Annotated in this window: 17 protein-coding genes and 1 tRNA gene; 11 read left to right on the plus strand and 7 right to left on the minus strand. The window is 40.0% G+C overall.

Going from position 1 to position 22,563, the window contains the following annotated elements:
• Positions 1 to 114: 114 nt before the first annotated feature.
• Entirely contained in the window at positions 115 to 861 is a 747-nt protein-coding gene (locus HG267_RS19875) for an RNA methyltransferase (protein WP_045867545.1), read from the minus strand.
• A gap of 140 nt (positions 862 to 1,001) precedes the next feature.
• Between HG267_RS19875 and HG267_RS19880 the strand changes: the two genes are divergently transcribed.
• The 3 genes from HG267_RS19880 to HG267_RS19890 all read left to right on the plus strand — a co-directional run bounded on the left by HG267_RS19880 (position 1,002) and on the right by HG267_RS19890 (position 5,944).
• Positions 1,002 to 1,235: a hypothetical protein gene (locus HG267_RS19880; protein ID WP_155538907.1), complete on the plus strand. Its 234-nt coding sequence runs from the start codon at positions 1,002 to 1,004 to the stop codon at positions 1,233 to 1,235.
• A gap of 642 nt (positions 1,236 to 1,877) precedes the next feature.
• A complete protein-coding gene (locus HG267_RS19885; RefSeq protein ID WP_052335027.1) occupies positions 1,878 to 3,086 on the plus strand; it encodes a hypothetical protein in 1,209 nt (402 codons plus the stop codon).
• Between the two features lie 311 nt (positions 3,087 to 3,397).
• Positions 3,398 to 5,944 (plus strand): penicillin acylase family protein, encoded by a 2,547-nt coding sequence (locus tag HG267_RS19890; protein WP_045868781.1) that lies wholly within the window; start codon positions 3,398 to 3,400, stop codon positions 5,942 to 5,944.
• Between the two features lie 267 nt (positions 5,945 to 6,211).
• Here HG267_RS19890 and HG267_RS19895 read toward each other — a convergent pair whose 3' ends face one another.
• Positions 6,212 to 7,432 carry a tetratricopeptide repeat protein gene (locus tag HG267_RS19895; protein WP_045868780.1) on the minus strand — a complete coding sequence of 407 codons (1,221 nt, stop codon included), beginning with the start codon at positions 7,430 to 7,432 and terminating at the stop codon, positions 6,212 to 6,214.
• 376 nt (positions 7,433 to 7,808) lie between these two features.
• Here HG267_RS19895 and HG267_RS19900 point away from each other — a divergent pair, with 376 nt between their 5' ends.
• A complete protein-coding gene (locus HG267_RS19900; RefSeq protein ID WP_045867544.1) occupies positions 7,809 to 8,399 on the plus strand; it encodes a chromophore lyase CpcT/CpeT in 591 nt (196 codons plus the stop codon).
• A 453-nt stretch (positions 8,400 to 8,852) separates the two neighbouring features.
• On the opposite strand, the gene HG267_RS19905 is transcribed toward HG267_RS19900, so the two are convergent.
• The gene (locus HG267_RS19905) at positions 8,853 to 9,422 is read right to left on the minus strand and encodes a hypothetical protein (RefSeq protein ID WP_045867542.1); all 570 of its coding nucleotides are present in this window, start codon (positions 9,420 to 9,422) and stop codon (positions 8,853 to 8,855) included.
• A 599-nt stretch (positions 9,423 to 10,021) separates the two neighbouring features.
• Between HG267_RS19905 and HG267_RS19910 the strand changes: the two genes are divergently transcribed.
• Positions 10,022 to 10,339, plus strand: coding sequence for a Nif11-like leader peptide family natural product precursor (locus HG267_RS19910; RefSeq protein ID WP_045867541.1), 318 nt, complete (start codon positions 10,022 to 10,024; stop codon positions 10,337 to 10,339).
• 454 nt (positions 10,340 to 10,793) lie between these two features.
• Positions 10,794 to 10,865: transfer RNA gene (locus tag HG267_RS19915), tRNA-Cys, on the plus strand.
• Positions 10,866 to 10,931: 66 nt separating this feature from the next.
• Here HG267_RS19915 and HG267_RS19920 read toward each other — a convergent pair.
• Positions 10,932 to 11,096, minus strand: coding sequence for a hypothetical protein (locus HG267_RS19920; protein WP_155538905.1), 165 nt, complete (start codon positions 11,094 to 11,096; stop codon positions 10,932 to 10,934).
• A gap of 316 nt (positions 11,097 to 11,412) precedes the next feature.
• Here HG267_RS19920 and modA (HG267_RS19925) point away from each other — a divergent pair, with 316 nt between their 5' ends.
• The 3 genes from modA (HG267_RS19925) (at position 11,413) to HG267_RS19935 (ending at position 15,480) form a co-directional block, all read left to right on the plus strand.
• Positions 11,413 to 12,243 carry a molybdate ABC transporter substrate-binding protein gene (gene modA, locus HG267_RS19925; protein WP_045867540.1) on the plus strand — a complete coding sequence of 277 codons (831 nt, stop codon included), beginning with the start codon at positions 11,413 to 11,415 and terminating at the stop codon, positions 12,241 to 12,243.
• 60 nt (positions 12,244 to 12,303) lie between these two features.
• Positions 12,304 to 14,118 (plus strand): molybdate ABC transporter permease subunit, encoded by a 1,815-nt coding sequence (modB, locus tag HG267_RS19930; RefSeq protein WP_045867539.1) that lies wholly within the window; start codon positions 12,304 to 12,306, stop codon positions 14,116 to 14,118.
• 159 nt (positions 14,119 to 14,277) lie between these two features.
• Complete coding sequence (locus tag HG267_RS19935; RefSeq protein WP_045867538.1) at positions 14,278 to 15,480, plus strand: MFS transporter; 1,203 nt, start codon at positions 14,278 to 14,280, stop codon at positions 15,478 to 15,480.
• Between the two features lie 217 nt (positions 15,481 to 15,697).
• Here HG267_RS19935 and HG267_RS41750 read toward each other — a convergent pair whose 3' ends face one another.
• The 3 genes from HG267_RS41750 to modA (HG267_RS19950) all read right to left on the minus strand — a co-directional run bounded on the left by HG267_RS41750 (position 15,698) and on the right by modA (HG267_RS19950) (position 19,010).
• Positions 15,698 to 15,889, minus strand: coding sequence for a hypothetical protein (locus HG267_RS41750; RefSeq protein WP_317891618.1), 192 nt, complete (start codon positions 15,887 to 15,889; stop codon positions 15,698 to 15,700).
• Positions 15,890 to 16,091: 202 nt separating this feature from the next.
• The gene (locus HG267_RS19945; protein WP_045867536.1) at positions 16,092 to 16,439 is read right to left on the minus strand and encodes a hypothetical protein; all 348 of its coding nucleotides are present in this window, start codon (positions 16,437 to 16,439) and stop codon (positions 16,092 to 16,094) included.
• Positions 16,440 to 18,215: 1,776 nt separating this feature from the next.
• Entirely contained in the window at positions 18,216 to 19,010 is a 795-nt protein-coding gene (gene modA, locus HG267_RS19950) for a molybdate ABC transporter substrate-binding protein (RefSeq protein WP_045867535.1), read from the minus strand.
• A 412-nt stretch (positions 19,011 to 19,422) separates the two neighbouring features.
• Here modA (HG267_RS19950) and HG267_RS19955 point away from each other — a divergent pair, with 412 nt between their 5' ends.
• Entirely contained in the window at positions 19,423 to 21,252 is a 1,830-nt protein-coding gene (locus tag HG267_RS19955) for an iron uptake porin (protein WP_052335026.1), read from the plus strand.
• Positions 21,253 to 21,366: 114 nt separating this feature from the next.
• Positions 21,367 to 22,041: a hypothetical protein gene (locus tag HG267_RS19960; protein ID WP_045867533.1), complete on the plus strand. Its 675-nt coding sequence runs from the start codon at positions 21,367 to 21,369 to the stop codon at positions 22,039 to 22,041.
• Positions 22,042 to 22,563: the final 522 nt, after the last annotated feature.

Below are 22,563 nucleotides of genomic sequence, written 5' to 3' on the forward strand. Positions count from 1 at the left end.
AATTTCTTCTCAAGCACTGAAATACAGACATCACTTTTTGCCACTAAGTAGCATTTTTGTGTTTAGTTTAGGCCATATTATCTATTTTGGGGGGAGTAATGGGTATATGTTAATCTACGAATCGCAGTTTTCGCGATCGCGAGCATTGGTTAGTGCCCATTCTACCTGCCGTAAAATCCCCCGCAACATAGCTACTTCTGTAGTTTGCAGGTGTGTACGATTATATAATTGGCGAAATTTTTCCATACGGCTGGCTGCGGTATGGGGGTAAAGATAACCAATTTTCAGCAATAAAGCTTCTAATTCTTGGTAATATGCTTCCCTCATCTCCCAGGGAGCAATTTGTGTGGCTAATGTGGGTTGAGCTTCTGGTTGCTCGATAAATTGAGCCATCTCATAACAACAAATAGCTACCGCCGTTGCCAAGTTCAAGGATTGATAATTTTTATTACTGGGAATTGTGACGAACCTTTGAGCATAATTTAATTCTTCATTACTTAATCCCCTATCTTCCCGACCAAAAACCAGCGCCACTGGTTTTTCTACTTCTTCAAGTAACCAAGGAAGTGCAGTACGGGGATTTTCTAAAGGGGTTTCCCAACTGCTAACTCTTCCCGTTGTGGCTATTACCCGCACACATCCTTGTAAGGCGGCTGGTAGAGTCTCTACCACCACAGCAGATTCTAAAATTTCTTTGGCATGAACTGCCATTTTCATAGCTTCCATCGACAGGCGATCGCATTGAGGATTGACGATTACCAGCTGATGCAAGCCAAAATTTTTCATTACCCTGGCGATTGAACCGACATTCATGGGGCCAGCTGGTTCTACCAACACAATTCTCACCCCAGCTAATCCCATTTTTTGCCTCCCGCTATCCCAGCTAAATCAAGTAATTCTCGTTATTTTACCTTTTGCGGAAGATTCTCCTAGAAATTATTTTCGCGATTTTGGCGGATGGCGTAATTTTTGTAGTGAATATCTAATATCAGTCTAATATCATGTTCTATAGGCTACCGATCAAAAGTCAGGGACAGCGTTACGCAGTTCCGCTTAGACGCAAAGTAGTGAGAAAGTTGCAGTATATTCTCGGAGGCTTTATCTACAGCGAAGTTCCATCTTTGGCATTAGTAACGTTAAGAAAGTTACATCTAAACTGGGAGGTGTTTTATTGGGATAGCGATCGCATCATCTTGGTAAGATTAGTATTTTTTTTGACAAAAAATCCTCTATGACTGATCAATTCTTTTGCTCAAGCATGAGCACGGACACACAAAGGTGGAAATTTAGTATGAAATTTAACTATTTTCCAATCAGAGTCTCAACAAGTATCTGAGTAAATATTTAGTTAAGTTCAAAGAAATATTACAGCAATAATAAGATGTTTATTCTTTATAACTGTATATAGCTATATGTTTATAGAATAAGTTGAATAGCTCACTGTCAGTCAATAGTATAAGCTTCAGAAGGGTTATGGTCATGATTTATCCTTTACTGGTAATGAACTTGTATTGAGCTAGACATCAGATAAATTTTTGTAGGAGGTTTTTTTATGTTGATGAAGTTAGAAATATTACATAAAATTATGCGATTTTTACAGTAAAAAAATTGTGAAATTCAGGTAGCAATATCAACCAGCGTTTATGATCTATAGACTAGCTTCTACAATTTTTTTGCTCAGTAGTTCAATAGTTAAATTTTCAGTATTTTCACTGAAAAGAATTCTTGAATATATGATTGTTGGTTTCTTTTCGTCACGCTAGCATGATTATTTACAATCACAGCCAAAATAAATAGTTAGGTACTATGAGGGCAAATAAAATGTATCTTGCTACCATAAAAGTTTTTATGACCCCAGACATTAGGAGCTGTTAAAGATGAAAAAAAATATACCATCTAGTCTGGTTAAAGATACTGCCAGAGAGTGTGCCCGCTCTCATAGACAGAAGGAGATAGAAAGAAAACAAGCTGCCAATAAAGCGAAAAAATTATTACAGCAAAAGAAAAAACTGCATCAGCCAAATTATTTAGAACAAAGATTGGGCGATGTTGATGAGATTAATGTAGAAATAGCAGATTGGATAATTGAGTTGCGGACTATCCTAGAGCATACTCTGGCAGTAGAAGATATAGTTTCATTTGATAAATTGCGAATTCGTGATACATTTCCTGCAATGGAAACTCCTAAGCAATTATCAATTGGATTACCAAAACCAAAATTTCGCAAACCGATGGCGTTACCTCATTGGTTAATGCAAAGGCTACCTTTTTTAGAACAAATATATCAGCAAGCTTTGCAAAATGCAGAATTAAATTATCAACTTGCCAAGCAGGAATATGAAGAAAAAGAAACTAGTCGCCAATTATCAATAGAGCGCTTAAAAGCCAATTATGAATGGCATAAACACACGGCAATTTTAGAAACTAAAAAGCGCAATGCAGAAGTAGATGAATTAGAAGAAGCTTACTACGCCAGAGTTGAAGCGGCTGTAGTTCTTTACAATGAAATGGTATTAGAACGTTCAGAATATCCAACCTTAGAAGATTTGCAATACATATCCTATACGGATGAAAACAAGGTGGCGTTTCCACAGCAATTTAAAGTAGCTTATGTATCCGAAGCGAAACAATTAGTAATTGATTATCAACTCCCTGTATGGAAAATTATTCCGACAATTACAGAGTTGAGGTACGATGGCGGCAAAGATGAAATTTACGGAATTCCCAGAACGCTACGACAAATTGAGGAATTATATGAAAATATCATCGCGTCTATCACTTTAAGAACAATTAGCGAAGTTTTTGCCGCAGATTTAGGTCAACACCTAGATTGGGTTGTATTTAATGGTTTCGTCCAAAAATTAGACTCCAACATCAAAAAATCTATCCCCATCAACTTAATTTCTGTGCGAGCCGCTAAAGAGATTTTCAACAATCTCAATTTCACCACAATGGATAAACTTACTTGTTTGCGTAAATTAGGAGCACAGATATCATCACATCTCACTGCTATCCAACCAGTACCATCAATTGCTGATCTCAACATAGTGAATGCCAAGGTGAGATTACAAGAAGATATTGGTTAATGGTAGAAGTGATATTTTGCTACTCATCGACTCCAACTTATAGGAATCTCATAAAAAGCTAAAAATTGTCTGGTAAACGCTATATCACCAGAAATTATGAGTCGAGGTGAGCAAATCAGGATTGAGTTTCGGGGTTGCGTTTTCAGGGTGCAAGAATCGGTGACAGCTTTAAAAGGGATGAGATAGAAAAATCTGCTGGAAAATACTCGCTTTTGAACGATTAAATCTAAATCTTGTGTCGAGAGAATAAATAGAGCGCTCTAAGCAGTACAATGTCCGATGGTTTCATAAAATATGCCACGGCCCGCGCAATGAGAAGAGCCAAGAAGATTTGGTTGCAAAAGTTACTCAAAAAGACAATTATCTTACTATTATTATTGGGTTTATTAATAGTAGGATTTGCCACCTATACTGTAAGGCAATCCTTTCCCCAAGAAAATGGAGCGATCGCACTTGCCGGGTTAAAGGCTGAGGTGACAGTCCAACGCGATCAATGGGGTGTACCGCATATTTATGCTACCAACTCCCACGATTTATTTATGGCGCAAGGGTATATCCACGCTCAAGATCGCTTTTGGCAAATGGACTTTTGGCGACACATTGGTTCCGGGCGGCTAGCAGAGATGTTTGGCCCTTCTCAAATAGCTACTGACAAATATCTGCGGACAATGGGTTGGGCGAGGATAGCGCAGCAAGAAATCCAACAAGTGAATGCAGAGATGAAGGCATATCTGGAAGCTTATGCTCAAGGGGTAAACGCTTATTTAGCAGAGCATCAAGGCAGTGCTATCAGTTTAGAATATGCCATGTTGAAATTGCTTAATCCTGGGTATAAGCCAGAACCTTGGCAACTGCTCCACTCCCTGACTTGGGGTAAAGTCATGGCTTACGACTTGGGGCGAAACTTTGAGCGCGAAATGGAACGTACCATTCTGCTGAAAAACTTAAATTTGGCTCAGGTTGAAGAACTATTTCCCCCATACCCCCAAGATTTACCAGTCATCTTACCCGATTCGCAAAAACGCAAAACAGGCGAACAGGATGATTTTGACGAAACACAACTAATTGCTGCTCATCTTACAGACTCTCAATTACCCATTACCCAAGCCTTAGCCACAATTACCCAACCCATGAAGGCTTTAGAAGAGTTAATTGGCTCCAGAGCAATAGGTATAGGTTCTAATAATTGGGTAATATCTGGTTCTCGCACCACTACAGGCAAGCCCATATTAGCAAATGACCCCCACTTAGCAGTACAAATGCCTTCGATTTGGTATGAAGTTGGTTTGCACTGTACACCGAAAAATAGTGAATGTCCCTACAACGTCACTGGTTTTTCTTTTGCGGGGATGCTAGGAGTAATTATCGGTCATAGCGATCGCATTGCTTGGGGTGTCACCAATGTGGAACCAGATGTGATGGATTTGTACATCGAGAAAATCAACCCTGCAAACCCCAACCAATATGAGGTAAATGGCAAATGGGTAGATATGCAACTCGTACAAGAGACAATTCAAGTTGCGGGAAGTAAGCCAATTGTCCAAACAGTACGCTACACCAGACATGGCCCCATTCTTTCGGATGTTTCAGCTAAACTCCAACAGTTTCCCGCAAAAGGCGGCGTAGAAGTTCCGCCAAAATATGCTGTAGCCTTACGGTGGACAGCTTTAGAGCCTTCCACTTTAGGATACGCCATTCCCCTAATTAATCGCGCCCAAAATTGGCAAGAGTTTCGCCAAGCCGTAGAGAACTTTGATGTTCCAGCCCAGAACTTTGTTTATGCTGATGTTGATGGCAATATTGGCTACCAAATGCCTGGTAAATTCCCTATTAGAGCTAAAGGTAAGGGGCGCTATCCGGTTCCTGGCTGGACTGATGAATATGAATGGCAAGGTTATATTGACTATGAGCAACTACCCACAAGTTTTAATCCTCCCCAAGGTTACATTGCTACCGCCAATAACTTAGTACAAAATAATTATCCTTATTTAATTACTACAGACTGGGTTTATGGCTACCGCGCCCAACGGATTGTGGAGATGATTGCCAAATCACAGCAAATTCTCTCCTTACTAGAAGTAGAGTTGATTCAGGGTGACAACCAGAATTTAAATGCCCAAACCCTAGTACCTTTATTCAATAATATTGCCCTCGATAACCCACGACACGAAGCCGCCAAACAGCTGCTACTAGATTGGAACTTACAGCTAGAAATGCGATCGCCCGCAGCAGCTTTATTTGAAGTATTCTGGAAACACTTACTAGCCGACACCTTCCACGATCAATTACCCCCAGAATATTATCCTGATGGAGGCGATCGCTGGTATGCTGTGGTGAAAAATCTCGTCAAAAAGCCCAATAGTAGCTGGTGGGATAACCGCAATACTCGCAAAGTGGAAAACCGCGACGAAATTCTCCGCCAGTCCTTCACCAAAGCTGTAGATGAACTCGAACGCCTTCAAGGTAAAGACCCCAAATCCTGGAACTGGGGTGATTTACATACCGTGACTTTTCGGAATGCTACCTTAGGCAAATCTGGGTTAGCACCCATTGAAGCTTTATTGAATCGTGGTGCATTTCCCACTGCTGGGAACGGGGAAAGCGTCAATGCTAATCGCTGGAAAGCCAATAAATCCTTCGAGGTAACTGATATTCCCTCCCTCCGCATGGTTGTAGACTTAAAAAATCTCGACAACTCCGTAGCCATTCACACCCCCGGTCAATCAGGCCACGCCTTCCACACCCACTACACAGACATGATTGACCCCTGGCGCAAAATTGAATACCACCCCATGCTTTGGGAAAAGCAAAAAGTTGATGCGAATACAACCGCAACATTGAAATTGCGGGTGAAGTAGGGAATGGGGATTGGGGACTGGGGACTGGGTAATGGGTAATGGGTAATGGGTAATGGGTAATGGGTAATGGGTAATGGGTAATGGGTAATGGGTAATGGGTAATGGGTAATGGGTAATGGGTAATGGGTAATGGGTAATGGGTAATGGGTAATGGGTAATGGGGAAATATCTATTTTGACAAATGACAAATGACCAATGACCAATGACCAATGACCAATGACAAATGACCAATGACCAATGACCAATGACAAATGACAAATGACAAACTTAATTTGCCTTCGGTAGCTTATCAATTTGCTGAGTAAAGTATGTTTCATCATACTTAAGTTGTTGGGCTAATTCTAAGCCTTTTTGAAAAGCGGCTAGTGCTTGAGGATACTGTTTACTTTCAACATACATTTGCCCTATTTGGTCGTATGCTTGCATCATGCCGTAAAAGTTACTGGCTTTTGTCTGGGCTTCTACTAAAATTTGGCTAGTTTGCAAAGCATCGTTAATTTGTCCTTGAGAACGATATAACGCAATTAATTGCTGCAAAGCTTCACCAGCATCGACATATTGCTCTAATTCCCAAGCCGTAGAGTATGCTTGTTGATAGTTTTTAAATGCTTCTGGTAGTAAGGCAGGATTATCCTTGGCTAATACTTGATAATTAGAAGCGATCGCCAATTTTAATTTAGGTAATGCAGCAGTATTATTTTCTGCAGTGTAAACTTGTGCCAGCTTGTTAAGTGTATTTATGGATTCTTGGAAGTCTTTGCCCTGTTCATATATATAAGCTAGCTGTTGCAGGTATGCAACTTCGTTTAATTTATCACCTTGAGCCGTCGCTAAACTTAATAGTTGTTGGTAAGTAGTTGCGGCTTGAGGATAATCGAACCAAGCTAGATGTACTTCGCCAATATTTTTGAGCGTATCAATAATCGCAGTAGTATTTTTTTGTTCTAAAACTACAGCCAAAAGCCGATTGTAAACTTCTAGAGCTTGTTTAGGCGATCGCACTTGTTCATAAGCACCACCAAGCGATCGCAATAATTGTAAATCTAGTAATGGCTGAGATAGGGCTTGCTGTTGGATAGCTTGCAAGCGTTGGGTAATAAATTGCACTTCTTCGCGATTATTTTGATTAAACGCTATTGCTCCCACCCGTGACAATGCTTGCACTTCTGTTAATGAACCATACAAGCGGCGTAAACGTAATTCTCGGTTCCACAGTTCAAACGCCGCTACCGTATCTCCAGCTTGCAACTTAGCCGCCGCTTCCTGATTTAATTGATCAAGTTGCGGTTCTAGCTGTTGTAGTTGTGTAGGAGTCAAATTTTTCGGATCGCCCAAAGGTGATAGTAAGGGATCGGGGAGAATATTTTCTAATGGACTAGGCGGAAATTGCTCTGGCTGTTTCGGCTTTTTGTTCTGCGCCAAAGTCAACGAACCGCTAAACTGCCAAATTATAGCCGCAGTCACAATTACACTGAAGAGACGTAGCATAGATACTTTACTTGGCTTAGAGTAATTTACATAATGAGTCATTAAGCTTTTACCCCAACCAAAATGCTTGCTATAGTTAGCTTCTTTCATTTTCAACTGTTAATCTCCCAACCCCTAACCTAAACTACCAGTTTGATGGACGCATAAAGCGATCGTAATTCTCCCGATTGGGGATTGGGGACTGGGGACTGGGGACTGGGGACTAGGGACTGGGGATGAGGAAGCAGAGGAAGCAGGGGTGCAGAAGAGCAGTGGTGCAGGGGAGAAGAGCCATTACTCATTACTCATTACTCATTACCCATTACTCATTACTCATTACCCCTTCCCCCTTCCCCAAATAACATAAAATACTTCCAGTGGACTTTATTTATCTGTAATGACTCACTCTACAGACATTGCTACCTTAGCTCGTTGGATGGCAGCTGATTTTAGCAATCAAGAACAAGCTTTTGAAAACCCGCCTTTTTATGCACATATTCGTGTGTGTATGCGTCCCTTACCCTTAGAACTTTTATCAGGGGTGAGTTTGTTTTTAGAGCAAGCCTATGACTATGCACTTAATCAACCTTATCGTTTGCGAGTATTGAAGTTTGTCACTGAAGGCGATCGCATTCAACTAGAAAACTACACAGTTAAAGAAGAAGAAAAATTTTACGGTGCTTCCCGCAATCTCGAAAAACTCGCTACCTTAACTACTGATGACGTAGAAAAGATGGCAGGGTGTGACATGATTGTAGAATGGACTGGCAACAGCTTTAAAGGTAGGATACAACCCGGAAAAGGCTGTATAGTCGTTCGCAACGGGCAAAAAACCTATCTTGATAATGAATTTGACATTAACGAAGAGAGACTTCTGAGCCTTGACAGAGGAAGAGATCTAGAAACTGATGAGCATCTTTGGGGATCAGTGGCTGGGCCATTTCACTTTGTGCGATGGAATAGTTTCGCTGATGAAGTAAAAATTTGATAGTGAGACGCGATCGCTCCTAGCAGGGTTTCTCTGAAGTCATGCGATCGCGCTAAGTAAAAAAACTGGCAAGGATGTATAGATTGATTCTAGAAGTTCACATTTTCAAAGACTTTACGAGAGGCACACTAGATGAGAATAACTACAGGATAAATAGTCAGCAGATAAGCGACCTAAATATAGTTGTGGAATTATCTGATATTTGGATGAAATGTGTTGAGGTATATCAAAACGTTGATATAGAGATCCCATCTCTATCGACACAGAAGATAGAGCAGATAGAGGAACTAGAGAGTAGATTCCTGCGTTTATATCGACAGCTTCAGCTAGGAAGTGTCAAAACATTCAACGTGATAATCGTTCTAAGATAATAGAAGAGATAATTAAAAGACACCAGAATCAGAAGGTAATAGAAGAAGAAATAGAAACTTGATAGAACAAGATTTAAATAATCTAAATTATTTCTATAATGCTAGCTAATTCAACCAGGTTATTTCTTTGCTGTATAGCTTCGGTTTCAGTAGTTATAGGCCCGTTACCATCTACTTCTGTAACTTCTATAATTCCCTTCTGAGTCTTAATTCTAAGACTCAGAAGATGCGAAGTCTCTTCACCTAAAGGCTGCTTTTCCCAAACAATAAAGAAGTTTGGTTTTCCCGGAACCTCATCTTGGACATTACTATACAAGTAATTAGCCTTGGATCTCTCTACCATAAATCCAAATATTCCTCTTCCCCCTGCTCCTGGATTATTAGCTACACATTGCAGATATTTATAAGTTCCATTATCTACAAACAATGTAGAATCGTCCTTTCTACCTACTGCTCTGTAGTTAGCTGGGACTTCTACCCTTATCCCCATATTAGGTAAGCTTACTGTCTTCTTAATTTCAGAAGCAGTTTCCTCAGGAGTATCACAGACAATAAATTTTTTCTTTTGGGCTAATGCAGCGCTCTCTATCAATACTGAAATGGTCATTGAACAAGCTAGGGTTAGGGCTAAGACTGTTTTACTGAGTTTCATTTGTATCAGCCTACTGAGATACCTAACCTTAAATTACCCAGATTCAAGCTTGGAATAACAAAGTCATAAATTTATGCCTTCTAGGTCTATAAAGGGCTAAATTTCAGTATTATCCCCCTACAAGCCCTTTATTAGAGGAGATTACTCTATAAATAACGGTAATCCATAGGGTGTTTCATGCAACCTCCTCAACCCAAAAGTATACTAGAAGCTGCTTTAGATAATTTACCAGCAGAATTGAGAAATAATCCCGTATTTAGAGTTATCTACTCCTGCTGCTTTTTCTTATTTATGTGGGTAATAATCGCCTTTCTATTCTGGTTTGTGTTTGTCGTGCTTCTCAGCTATAGGAATGATGGCATGAAAAGTTTTCTCTATGATTGCTCTACTTTCGCTGTCGGTTCTTATAGTTCTGAAACCTGTACTACCAAAGGCTGGGTTAGTTTCCTACTTAATGTATCATCCTTTATATTTACTGCTGTGGGTCTAACTCAACCTGACCCTGACTATAAATAAAGAAACTGAGTAGATAGCTACCCTGTTATCAAAATTTTCCTACATAGGTTAGGAAAGAGAAGTAATAACTAAGGTGGGTTCTTATGTCTGAGGAAAATGCAATGAAATTTCTTAAGCTGATAAGTAAAGATAACAGTTTACTTGAAAAAATCAAACCAATGTCGAGGGATGAGATAGTATTATTAGCGTCACAAATGGGATATGACTTTACGAAAGAAGAATATACTTACATGATGTCGATGATTCGTGAAAGTATAGAAAGAAAGGAGGTTATGAAATTCAGACAGCTTCTCCTAACTGCCATGATTATTGCGGGAATCATGTCCCTAATTTTAGGGAAATATAATTATCTCATTATGTTTATTTGTCTTTATTTTATTGTTTTGAACTTCTATAAATAGCTCTAAATAAACTCAATTACCCAGCTAATTTATTAATGCTAGAATAAAATTTTAATGCGTTAAAACGAAGTAATTTTGTAGGCACGAGGTTCTCCTAACTTGTGAAGGAGCATGAAATTCTTACGAATTTATAAGTAAGCTGTAATCTTTATGCGATAAGGGTTACAGCCTTTTAGTATGAATAATTATAATACCTATAGGAATGTGGGTGGTCAATTTAACTAGTAACTGTATCACACCTTTCACTATGAAGTATGGAGCCTGAGGTAGATGGGTAGCTAGATTGGGCATGGTTAGTAGCCCTGGTGAGGAGAATGCTAGCCCCTGCTTACTCACAAGTTTGCAGAACGTCGTGCTAAAGTGTGCTACCATAACCAAAATAGTGCTTGATAGCTACTCCTTTGGCTACTGGTCTAAAGAAAGCAAAAGTGTTAATATAAATAAGCGCAACTGCGGCGGCATAGCCAAGTGGTAAGGCAGAGGTCTGCAAAACCTCCACTCCCCGGTTCAAATCCGGGTGCCGCCTTTAGAATTACAAGCAATTAAAGACTTCTGGGGTAAAACTGGGGTAAATCCTAGTAACTCAGTTTAGTCAATTTGATATAGATGAAGCGATGTCTGAGACAAGAAGCACAGCTTCTACGCCTTTTTTGATTTCAGACAGAATTAGGTTGTGTGCGATCGCAGTTTCCCTGGCTATGTAACCTGTGGCAAGGTGTTCCGCCAACGCAATGACTATAGTTATAAATTTTCCCATCCACTGATTTTCTGGAAATCCCTGGCAAAGTAACGAGTTTGTTTAACAAGCTAACGATTTTGTTTAACAACCTTGGTTAACAATGTCAATTATTTTACGGCAATTACTGAAATATAGCGGAACATAGATACAAGCTCCACTCCAGTCTTCCCCCTTGCTCTTTGCCCCTTTTCCTCTTGCTGACCATTATTCTTTTGCCTAATTTGGTCATAGAACTCTAACAATCTTTGATTCTTTTACCAACTTTTTTTAGTTTCTAGGTGAATAGGTTGGTAAATTATGAATTAATTCCGCAAAAATGCTTGAGAGAGTGCTAATGATTAATAAACCCATTGTGACTTTTTGGAGTTGGGTATTTATTTCGTTCTTACTCATTGTGGGTTGTAGCCCAACGAAGACACAGAACTCAGCTTCAATAACTGCTAGTCCAGAAGCGCCAACAGCAAGGTTGACGATATCAGCTGCTGCTAGCCTCAAGGATGCAATGGATGAAATCAAGCCTTTGTACAGCAAAGAAAAGCCAAATGTCAATTTGACATACAATTTTGGTTCATCGGGTGCTTTGCAACAACAGATTGAACAAGGTGCAGGTGTTGACGTTTTTATTTCGGCTGCAACTAAACAGATAGATGCTTTAGCGCAAAAAGGTTTGTTGGTTGATGGTACTCGCAGGGATTTGCTGAAAAATCAAATAGTGTTGATTGCACCCCAAAATTCTCAAGTTGTCACTGATTTTAAAGACTTAGCTTCACCCAGCATTAAAAGAATCGCTCTTGGTGAACCCAAAAGTGTCCCGGCTGGACAATATGCACAACAGGTTTTAACTTCATTAAATCTTCTTAACCAAGTTAAAGGTAAGACTGTCTACGCGAAAGATGTTCGTCAAGCTCTTAATTACGTAGAATCAGGTAACGCAGATGCGGGGCTAGTCTATTTCTCCGATGCTAAAAGTACGCCAAAAGTCAAAATTGTCGCCACTGCATCTGAAAAAACCCATTCTCCGATTGTCTATCCCATAGCGGTACTTAAAAGTAGTAAAAATGTCGCTGCTGCTCAGGATTTTGTGCAATTTTTAGCGAGCAATGAAGCTAAATCTGTGTTTGAAAAACAAGGATTTACATTAGCTGGTAGCTTAAAGACGCGATGAATCGCGTCTCTACAAAATTTGACTTGCGCGCAGTATCAGTAACTTTTTTACCAAAAAACTATGGCACCGGATTTATCGCCCCTTTGGATATCGCTAAAAACTTCCTTATTAGCTACATTTATTACCTTCTTTTTAGGTATTGCTGCTGCCTACTGGATGCTGGGATATCGGGGTAAAGCAAAATCACTGATTGAAGGTCTCTTTGTTGCACCATTAATTTTACCGCCTACGGTTGTGGGCTTTTTGTTATTAATATTTTTCGGGAAGAATGGGCCTGTAGGAAAACTCATGCAGCCATTTGACTTCAGCATTGTGTTTACTTGGTACGGTGCAGCGATCGCAGCTACAGTGGTGTCTTTCCCTTTAATGTATAAAACTGCACTAGGAGCTTTTGAGCAAATTGATAGTAATCTGCTGCGGGTAGCGAGAACTCTAGGCGCAACGGAGTCTACAATTTTTTGGCGTATCAGTTTACCTTTAGCACTACCAGGAATTTTAGCGGCGACTACTCTAGCCTTTGCCCGGGCTTTGGGTGAGTTCGGTGCAACCTTGATGCTGGCTGGTAACATTCCTGGACAAACGCAAACGATTCCAATGGCGATTTATTTTGCTGTGGAAGCCGGAGCAATGGATGAAGCCTGGTTTTGGTCGATTGTAATTATGGCAATTTCCCTATCAGGGATTATTGCTGTGAATTTCTGGCAAGAATCACGAGAGAAAGGGAGGCGAGGAAATCGAGAAAAAAGGGGACGGGGACAAAATATACCAGCAGAAGAATCATCTGTGTTACCTAAACTATCCTCAACCGTGGGGCTAATTATAGATATTGAAAAACAACTGCCGAGTTTTCATCTCAAAGTTGCTTTCAATAGCGATGAGCAAACCTTGGGATTGTTGGGAGGTTCGGGAGCAGGTAAAAGCATGATTCTGCGCTGCATTGCTGGGATAGAAACACCAACCCAAGGACGCATTGTCCTGAATGGTAAAGTACTGTTTGATTCTGAACAAAGAATAAATTTACCCAGCCGCGATCGCCGCATCGGTTTTTTAGTACAAAATTATGCTTTGTTCCCCCACATGACTGTGGCACAAAATATTGCGTTTGGCTTACCTAAAGGATTATCTAAAGGCAGTATCCGGGTACAAGTAGAACAGCAATTATTAGCAATGCAGTTGCAAGGATTAGGCGATCGCTATCCACATCAACTCTCTGGGGGACAGCAACAACGAGTAGCTTTAGCTAGAGCATTAGCCTCTCAACCAGAAGCCTTACTTTTAGATGAACCTTTCTCTGCACTCGATACTCACCTGCGGAGTCAACTAGAACAGCAAATGACTGAGACTCTAGCTGATTACAACGGTGTATCTTTGTTTGTCACCCATAATATGGAAGAAGCTTATCGAGTTTGCCCAAATTTATTGGTTTTAGAACATGGTAGTGCTGTTCAATATGGTTCTAAACACGATATTTTTGAGCATCCTATAACTGTGGGTGTGGCTCGAATTACTGGTTGCAAGAACTTTTCTGTGGCGCAGCTGCCGGGAGCTGGTTTGATTGAAGCTAGTGATTGGGGTTGTCATCTCCAAGTTATGGATGCAATTCCTGACAACATCACCCATGTTGGTATTCGTGCCCATCAAATCAGCTTTACCAACGTCCCCAACCAGGAAAATACCTTTCCTTGTTGGTTAGCCAGAACTAGTGAAACACCTCACCGCATGACCTTATTTTTAAAACTACATTCTGCTGCCAATAATCCCCAAGACTACCATTTGCAAGCAGAAGTTTTTAAAGAAAAATGGGCAACCATGAAAGACCAACCTTTTCCTTGGTATTTGTGTCTAGATCCATTGCGCTTAATTTTGATGGAGTAATCCCACTGCCAAATTATAAAAGCCAGATATTACAAGGATTCGCGAGTTTTAATCTGTTTGTAATTGCTGAGATTTTATAATTCCAATTTCAAAGCCTACTGATTTTTTCTATAAATCTATGTATTAATAGCACAACATAAATTTATAGATTGACAGATGATGCCCCAGAAAACAGGCGCTTTGAAGTTTGTGATTTTATTGGGATTGGTTAGCCTCTGTGCTGATGCCACTTATGAAGGTGCGCGTAGTATTACAGGGGCTTACTTAGAAGTTTTGGGAGCTAGCGGCACTGTAGTTGGTCTTGTAGCTGGTTTTGGTGAGTTGATTGGTTATGGTTTGCGTCTGGCTATTGGCTATATCAGCGACCATACAGGCAAATACTGGGGAATCACAACTTTAGGTTACATTTTAAACACCGCAGTTGTACCACTTTTAGCCTTAACTGGGAGATGGGAAGCCGCCGCAGGTTTGATGATGGCAGAACGTACAGGTAAAGCTATTCGGACTCCACCACGAGATGCGCTACTTTCTCATGGTGCAAGCCAAATCGGTAGGGGTTTTGGCTTCGGACTGCATGAAGCAATGGATCAAACAGGTGCAGTCATGGGGCCTTTGGCTGTAGCCGCAATGCTTTATTTTCAGGGAGAGTATCGCAACAGCTTTGCTATTTTGGTTGTACCTGCGGTGTTGGGATTACTTGTATTAGTAATTTTGCAAATTATTTACCCAAATCCCAGCGATTTGGAAGTAGAAACTGTAGAAAATCAAGGAGAAAAACTACCCCGAATTTTTTGGATTTATCTCGGTGCTGTAGCGATTATTGCGGCTGGCTATGCTGATTTTCCCCTGATAGCTTTTCACTTTCAAAAGGTGGGAATTGCTTCCGGACAGACAATCCCTATATTTTATGCTGTAGCAATGGGAGTAGATGCGATCGCTGCTTTTATTTTTGGCTATTTATTTGACCGTATTGGTATTTCTATGCTGATGATTGCAGCTTTATTTTCAGCTTTCTTTGCGCCCTTAGTCTTTTTTGGTGATACCAATCTGGCACTTTTAGGAATGGCATTTTGGGGTATAGGTATGGGAGCGCAAGAATCAATCCTCAAGGCTGCGATCGCTGGGATGGTTCCTAAGCACAAACGTGCCACAGCTTATGGGATTTTTAGCACAGGCTATGGTTTATCCTGGTTTATCGGTAGCGCTGTCATGGGGATTCTCTACGACAATTCTATGACCTCACTCGTGGTATTTTCTAGTGCTACACAGCTACTAGCTATTCCTTTCTTCCTCTGGGTGAAGTTGCAAGGTGATACTTTTACCAGTGTCACCGAAGAAATTGTTGAGCAAAACACATTGTAACTAATACCAATTTGAAACAAGAATGCGCCAGATTTTAGGGGTACGGCACTGCCGTGCCTTCTAGAACATTATTGATGTGTCGCAAAGATTATTTGATTTGGTATAGGCAAGTTTTGTGAAATTAAACCGAAGGTTTAAGCTCATCCTACTCCCTTTTAAGCGAGAACGACTACGTCGAATGCGTAAGACAAAATCATCCCATCAATCAGCAACACCGTTAATTACTAGGGTAATCTTCTTCAGATAATAGATGCTCGACGTTAATTATCAACGGAATACCATTAGCAATGGGAGGACTAACGCTAATAATAGCTTTGTTCGCAAATTGTTTTAATTGCTCGGCAAGCTGGGGAATAATGCTAGTAATATTCTGATAGCTTTCTCTGTCATAGCAAACCAAAATTAACATCAAAATCCCAGAGTTAATTCGGAAATACCAATGACAATTGGATAAAACAATTTGTGTTATGTGAATGCAGCTTTGATAAAAGCTCTGCTTGATTTTAGCTTCAAGTTGTCTGAGCAGTATTACACTCAGTTTTATTGTCAGTTCTGAAGGGAAATCATCAGGATGCACTAGCTGATACCTATAAATTTAGGGGTGATTTTTTTTATTCTGATTTTGTAGAAATCCAAAGCAAGTCTAACCACAATTGAGGATGATTTTCTTTGAGTTTTGATAGCGGATCGCTCATTAAATGTGTGGCATTTAAGCAAACCACATCAACCAGTCCGATCAACCTAGCTACATCTTTAAGGATATGTTTCTCAGCAGCTACAGCAGTAATAATTTGATCGGGGCAATAAATGCCAATATATGGCGGATGGGGAATTCTTGCGCGTGTTACGTAAGGATTAATTACTCGGATATAACAGTGACGCAACAACTCCCATACTTGTGGGTGATTTTGCTCGACAATTGCCGTAAACTGAGAGGCTAGAGCTTCTTCGGTAATCACAATTTTCTCCAATACTACTTGGGCTGGGGTGAATATATGCAATTTTGTTTATTTATTCACAGCTGGATGAACATATCAGGCAAACATCCACTAACCTGAGAGATAGCTGTGCTCTGGATGCGTAGCTGTGTTCGCAAGATATGAATTTCCTATGCAGTCAATTTCATTCATGTTCATGGCATCTACCTGTCTGGTGCGATCGCTTTAGGTATTTCCTACAGCTGATACGGATTGCCTATCATCTATCAAAGACTAAGTTCAGCAGTGAAAACTGTATCATATGTACTCTTCTACCAGTTTTATTGGTAAAAAAATCATTAAATTGCATCACCAAAGTGCCTAAATCGCTGATAACTAGAGGCTTTTTATCCATAACCTGTTGGTAATTATTGCCTTCACAAGTAAATTTTACTTATCTGGATATCAATATCATCACAAGGCATTTGCAGTTTTGATGTCTGCATTGCTATCGCCGGAGTTATACCCATTCACAAAAAATATAGGAAAAGCTAGAAGCCTTGTTGATTGATTACGGTATTCTAGAGAGTAATAAAGATGCAGAACAATCTGATTTATTTATCAGTAAGTGGGTATAAATCAACCAAACCAGACTACGAAACTTATAGAGAATTGAAACCCTTAGCAATAAATAATGACAGCCCTAGACAGTTATATATAATTACGCCTACCTACATATACCTTTAATAAATAATAAACTTTTCTATAAGTCTAAACATTCCCATCTATCATCAAAGAATCTCCATTTATAGCTGTTGAATTCATAGCATACGCACCAAAGTTAGCTAAAAACAAACATCCAGTTTTGATGTAATATTAGCCAACTTTTTTTAGAGCCAGAACGATGGGAATTTGAGTATTCCTATCTATCTCTTCTGCAGCAAGAATTCTGTCTATAAGCAAATTATTTGGCAATATGGTATGCTATGATTTACCTATAGGGAATCACAACAGCAAAAGCAAGAACTCTTCAACAGGGATTAGGTAGAACCCAAAGTGAAAAATTTTGCTTTTGTGTAAGCAAATCAAATTAAATTTAATGTAGCATTTTGTAACCAATAATTGGGATGCCCCTGTATCAACCCAAAATGAGATATTATCATCTTCCCTTGGTGTACGAAGCTTTAGCTGATAGGGAAATATTGATAAATATTGAGATTTGGAATCAATGATTCTGAGGCTAGGTGAGCAACCCAAACCGCAACAAAAAAGTGATCAAATTAGTTGCAGTTGTAAGCACTATTGTTAGCCACGAACAATCTGTTGGTTAATGTTCGTCTAACTCTGGTGAGGTCAAAAATCCCATCAGTGGGTGAACCAATGGTTTGATGAACTGATGGTCTGATTCTACAATGCTCTGGAGGAATTGTGGCGTTAATGGATTAGGTCTGCTTCATCAAGCATCTGGGTTTCTGTACATTATTACTCACGCACAATGCTAACGTTTTTCTATTCATCGATTGCGCTTGGTCTAGCTTTACTTTGTTTGAGTATCACCACAAAAGCTACCAATCATTATTTGCAAATAATAGCTCTATTATTTGCAATGTTTTGGTTTTGTTCCAGTCTGTTTTTTTCTTTGATACCACTTGAATTTATGCTAGCGATCGCTCTTGTTTATCTCACGCCCAAAATGCATTTTTGGTATCGGATTAAATAGCAGTAGCAGCAATAAATCATTCGTCAAAATTAAGAAACCCGACTTATTCAATAAGTCGGGTTTCTTAACAATGTAAATTTCCAAATCTTGATGAGAAATTAAGGCAGAATAAAGCCGTATTTTTGCAGTACAGCTTTAGCTTGATTACTAGTTAAGAATTTGGCAAATTCCTTAGCAGTATCAGCATTTTTACTGCTTTTGAGGACTGCAAATGGATAAACAATCGGAGAATGATATTTTTCGTCAGCCGCTACCACAATTTTGACTTTATCAGAGATTTTGGCATCAGTGACGTAAACTAAACCTGCATCAGCGTTACCGCTTTCTACAGATGCTAGTACTTGACGCACATTGTTAGCGTAAACCAGTTTAGATTTGACTTGCGGCAAAATTTTCAATTTCTGCAAGACTTGCTCTGCATATTGTCCTGCGGGTACGCTTCTAGGCTCACCAATGGCGATTTTTTTAATTTTGCTATCTTTAAGATTGTAAAAGCTGGTAATTCCTACAACATTTTTAGGTACGATCAAAACCAGACGATTCTTTGCCAGAACAGAACGAGTTCCTGATAGGAATAGTCCTTTTTGCTCTAAAGCATCTACTTGCTTTTTACCAGCCGAAATAAAGATATCTGCGGGCGCACCTTGTTCAATCTGTTGCTGCAAAGCACCAGAAGCCCCAAAGTTATAATTAATGTTCGTATTTGGATTAGTTTGCTGGTAAAGAGGCTTAATCTCTTCCAGTGCTTCTTTTAAACTGGCGGCGGCAGATACAAGGAGGGTGCTTTGTGACTGTGCTAGTACAGGTGAGGGCGCAACTGCTGGTAAACTAGCGGTTACCAAAAAGCTAGCAACTGCTGTACCAACTAATTTAAGAATTTGTCTTCTGTTCATAGGAAAACTGCACGCCGAAGAATTTTTTTAAAATTGATGCTTGGTTGAATCTTATTAAGATTACCAAAAATATTACCAAGCAAATTGGTAATTTATCCGATTAGTTTGGTATTTTATGTTCTTAGTATTGGAAAATTTGTAACTAATGCTACAATTTTTCCAACTTAATTGGTATAAATTATATACCAACCAAATCGGCTTTGATCAGGAATTTTTGGCAATTATTTGTTTGCAGAAAAAGTTTAATATTCCAAGAAAAGTAGTGTGATGCTGGCGTTAGCTGTATAGTTCAGTGATTTTGTAGCACTAGAATAATTAGTTCTAAAATTCCATTATTCTTGCTAATATATACCAACATAGTTGGATTAATACCGACAATGTCGGTTTAATATAGATTTGAGGTGTGAGGGTAATGTCCACTTTTATAAAGTCTTCATTGTTACTAGTGCTAGCTAGTATGATGCTAGGTAAAACTGCATCAGCAACTCCTGTTGCAGAAAATACCAACCAATTACAGGCTGATAGCCAAATCAATCAATCACAAACAGAAATATCGCCACAAAGCCAGTCGGTTGTAGATGAAAATGCACAGCCAAACGCTGCAATGGAGCAGGTAACATCAGTATCGCAACTGTCTGATGTACAGCCAACAGATTGGGCCTTTCAAGCTTTGCAGTCTTTGGTAGAGCGCTATGGTTGCATTGCGGGATATCCAGATAGCAGCTTTCGCGGAAGTCGGGCTATGACTCGCTATGAATTTGCAGCAGGTTTGAATGCTTGTTTGAATCGAGTTAATGAACTGATAGCCACTGGTACAGCAGATTTAGTCACAAAGCAAGATTTAGAAACCTTGCAGAAATTGCAACAAGAGTTTGCTGATGGATTAACAGAACTCAGAGGTAGGTTAGATGGCTTGGAGGGACGGACAGCTACCTTAGAAAGTCAACAGTTTTCTGCTACTACCAAGTTGAGTGGAGAAGTAATTTTCAGTCTTGGTAGTGTGTTTGGTGGCGATCGCGCGTTGAACTCGGATGTGTGGAACGAAATCAATGCTAGACCCGCAGGCGCAACTAGAAACACTTTTGCCAACAATCAATATGCAGCATCAGGTGGAAGGAGATTACAAGATAGAGCTACATTTAGCGATCGCATCCGCCTCAACTTAATTACTAGCTTCACAGGTAAAGATCAACTATTTACTCGTTTAGAAGCCAATAACACTACAGCTTTTAGTGGTGCAGTCACAGGTACAAACATGACGCGCACATCCTGGGACACCACCAATAATGCTGATAACAGTGTTCAGATGGGCAAGTTGTATTATCGTTTTCCTGTGGGTGAAAAACTCAACATCATCGTTGATGCGATTGGAGGCGAGTTCTACGACAATTTCAACACCTTTAACCCCTTGTTGTCTTCCACTCCCGTTGGTTCCTTATCCCGCTTTGGTCGTTTCTCTCCAATTTACCGTACTAGTAATACCTCCTCAGCCAGCAATACAGGTTCGGGTGTGAGTGCAATTTTCAAGTTAAGCGACACCATCACCTTATCTGGCGGTTATTTAGCGCGCAGAGGTAGCGAACCAAGTGACGGTAAAGGTTTATTTGACGGTAGTTATGGCGCTTTAGCACAATTAGCATTTCAGCCCAACAAAGACTTTACTTTGGGTTTAACTTATGCACATTCCTACCTCAGAGGCTCTAATAATGATGGTGATGTGGTAGTTTCCGGTTCCTATGGGAGTGCATTTGCGAATAATCCCTTCAACTCTAGTGCTACTACTCCGGTGAACACCACAACCAACAACTATGGTTTGCAAGCTAATTATCGTTTCAGTCCCCAATTTACCCTTGGCGGTTGGGTGGGATATACTCAGGCGATCGCAGAAAATAGTTCAGGTGCGAATGTCAATCGCGGCGATAAAGCAGACATTTGGAACTGGGCTGTAACTTTAGCTTTCCCTGACTTTGGTAAAAAGGGTAATCTCGCAGGTATTATCTTTGGACAACCACCGAAAGTAACTGGTAACGACTTTGGCAACAATAGCGTTAGCGCTACTAATCTTGTTCCCGATAGACGTATAGATACTGGTACATCTTTCCATGTAGAGGCTTTATATCGTTATCAGGTAAATAGTAATCTTTCGATTACACCTGGATTAATTGTGATATTTAATCCAGAACATAACAGTAATAACGACACCATCTATACAGGTGTTCTGAGGACTACATTTAGGTTTTAAATTCTTCACCAATATGCAACAACTCCAATTCGAGTACCAACAATCTGGAGAGGAGTTGTTATGCATCTAATTTTTTCAATCTTCAATATTCAATAGTTAATGGAGAAATGTTTTATGCATTTGAGTCGCAATTTTCCTATTACATCTTTAATACTATCGGTACTAGTTTTATCACAACCTAGTTTAGCTGATTCTAGGAATGATGCTCCTTGGAATCGAGAAGAAACACCATCCATTTGGAATAAAAATAAGTGTGCTGGAGGTACTTCTCAGAATTTTCGCTTGGGTGGAGAAATCAATAATCCTAATACCTATAACTTACACAAGCTGAGAACTTTACGAGATAATTTAAAAACCCAAAACCCTGCATTAGTTACAGAAGTTACTGTCAGCTTTCAAACTGGTTCAGGCGCGCGTACAGAAACATACTATGGAGTTCCCCTATGGGAATTAATTAATAATCCACAAGCTGCAGGTGGTCTAAAATCTGGAAATCCTGGGGTAAATTCTAAAAACTCTTTTCTCAGACAATCTGTTTTAGTTGACGCTACAGATTGCTATGGTGCAGTTGTCGCTATTGGCGAAATTCACCCTAACTTTGAAGCCAAAACAGTGCTAGTTGCCTTTGAAAAAAAAGCTAGTGATGGTACAGTCGTACCTTTAATAGATGAAGGATTCGCTCGGTTAGTTGTTCCAGGAGATAAAGCAGGCGGTCGTTATGTTAGTAATGTGAGAAATATCATCGTATTTTCTGCGCCTCCTTCTCCTGTAAAAGTTAGAGATTTCTGATTGATTTCACTACTTTTATCATTCAAACAGGATGTACAGATTTAGGGTTCCACCAATTCCCTAAAATTATAACGATTCAAATAATGTTTGCGACACATCAATATATTCTACAGGGCAAGGCAATGCCCAGTGGTGTCAACTTAAGCTAAAAGCGATATAGGGCGGGCGTGGTACAAATACCTCGCGCCCTCATCCCCTAACCCCTTCTCCCGCAGGAGAAGGGGAACTAAATCTCTTGCTCCCTTCTCCCTGTGGGAGCTACGGTGTACACACAAGTACTCTCCGCATACGTTTCAGGGATTTCAACCCCCTTAAATTGTCATTGCGAGGAGGAACGACGAAGCAATCGCTTGGTGCTCTTATTGCTTCTCTGCGAGACGCTACGCGAACGCTTCGCTCGCAATGACAGGTTTTGAGCGATTTTTATCTGAGTTTAAAACTCCCTTCCAGGTAGGATTTCAAGACTTCTGTGTACACCGTAGCCCTGTGGGAGAGGGGCTGGGGGTGAGGGCGGAAACCTTT

The sequence above is a fragment of the Tolypothrix sp. PCC 7601 genome, assembly GCF_025677855.1.
GTDB classification, from domain to species: Bacteria; Cyanobacteriota; Cyanobacteriia; order Cyanobacteriales; family Nostocaceae; genus Aulosira; species Aulosira diplosiphon.

Bases quoted from the DNA above. Each gene is read 5' to 3' on its own strand.
- HG267_RS19955 (WP_052335026.1), top strand. From the start codon at position 19,423: ATGTCCACTTTTATAAAGTCTTCATTGTTACTAGTGCTAGCTAGTATG.
- HG267_RS19920 (WP_155538905.1), bottom strand. From the start codon at position 11,096: ATGGGAAAATTTATAACTATAGTCATTGCGTTGGCGGAACACCTTGCC.
- HG267_RS19885 (WP_052335027.1), top strand. From the start codon at position 1,878: ATGAAAAAAAATATACCATCTAGTCTGGTTAAAGATACTGCCAGAGAG.
- HG267_RS19890 (WP_045868781.1), top strand. From the start codon at position 3,398: ATGAGAAGAGCCAAGAAGATTTGGTTGCAAAAGTTACTCAAAAAGACA.
- modA (WP_045867540.1), top strand. From the start codon at position 11,413: ATGATTAATAAACCCATTGTGACTTTTTGGAGTTGGGTATTTATTTCG.
- HG267_RS19895 (WP_045868780.1), bottom strand. From the start codon at position 7,432: ATGCTACGTCTCTTCAGTGTAATTGTGACTGCGGCTATAATTTGGCAG.
- HG267_RS19900 (WP_045867544.1), top strand. From the start codon at position 7,809: ATGACTCACTCTACAGACATTGCTACCTTAGCTCGTTGGATGGCAGCT.
- HG267_RS41750 (WP_317891618.1), bottom strand. From the start codon at position 15,889: ATGTTAATTTTGGTTTGCTATGACAGAGAAAGCTATCAGAATATTACT.
- HG267_RS19935 (WP_045867538.1), top strand. From the start codon at position 14,278: ATGCCCCAGAAAACAGGCGCTTTGAAGTTTGTGATTTTATTGGGATTG.
- modB (WP_045867539.1), top strand. From the start codon at position 12,304: ATGGCACCGGATTTATCGCCCCTTTGGATATCGCTAAAAACTTCCTTA.
- HG267_RS19905 (WP_045867542.1), bottom strand. From the start codon at position 9,422: ATGAAACTCAGTAAAACAGTCTTAGCCCTAACCCTAGCTTGTTCAATG.
- HG267_RS19910 (WP_045867541.1), top strand. From the start codon at position 10,022: ATGTCTGAGGAAAATGCAATGAAATTTCTTAAGCTGATAAGTAAAGAT.
- HG267_RS19875 (WP_045867545.1), bottom strand. From the start codon at position 861: ATGGGATTAGCTGGGGTGAGAATTGTGTTGGTAGAACCAGCTGGCCCC.
- modA (WP_045867535.1), bottom strand. From the start codon at position 19,010: ATGAACAGAAGACAAATTCTTAAATTAGTTGGTACAGCAGTTGCTAGC.
- HG267_RS19880 (WP_155538907.1), top strand. From the start codon at position 1,002: ATGTTCTATAGGCTACCGATCAAAAGTCAGGGACAGCGTTACGCAGTT.
- HG267_RS19960 (WP_045867533.1), top strand. From the start codon at position 21,367: ATGCATTTGAGTCGCAATTTTCCTATTACATCTTTAATACTATCGGTA.